Genomic DNA, 570 nt, shown 5'->3' with positions numbered 1-570 from the left:
TAAGAATATCAGCTGGAACAACGAAAGGCTCAACCTCCCATCCCAAAGCGATACGAGTTTCAGCAATTTCCCGGGCGCCTAAAGGTGCTCCATGAACTTTATTGGTGCCTGCTTTATTTGGTGCTCCACAGCCAATGGTGGTTTTACAGTCAATCAAAGTTGGTTTATCGGAATCTCGAGCTGCCTCAATAGCACGTGCAAGTTCAGCTTGATCATGTCCATCGACTTTGTGTGTATTCCACCCAGACGCTTTAAAACGCGCCATTTGATCTGTACTATCAGTAAGAGAAATTTCTCCATCGATGGAAATATTATTATCGTCCCACAACACAATAAGCTTACTGAGTTTCAGATGACCAGCAAGGGAAATAGCTTCTTGAGAAATCCCTTCCATAAGACACCCATCCCCGACCAACACATAAGTGTAATGATTGATAAGATCTCCAAACCGCGCATTTTGCAAGCGCTCACCAAGTGCCATTCCCACGGCATTAGCCAATCCCTGACCAAGAGGGCCAGTAGTTGTTTCAATTCCTGCGGCATACCGATATTCTGGATGCCCGGCAAGCT

The 570-nt window shown here is 45.8% G+C and carries 1 protein-coding gene; it reads right to left on the bottom strand.

Annotated elements, in window-relative coordinates; translation table 11 throughout:
* Positions 1 to 570 (bottom strand): 1-deoxy-D-xylulose-5-phosphate synthase N-terminal domain-containing protein (locus tag J7R05_RS07580; protein WP_246468272.1); only part of this gene is annotated, 570 nt, incomplete at both ends.

Origin of the sequence: Bartonella capreoli, assembly GCF_902813205.1 — a bacterium.
In the GTDB taxonomy this organism is placed as follows: Bacteria; Pseudomonadota; Alphaproteobacteria; order Rhizobiales; family Rhizobiaceae; genus Bartonella; species Bartonella schoenbuchensis.
This window is presented reverse-complemented; position numbering and strand designations above follow the sequence as displayed.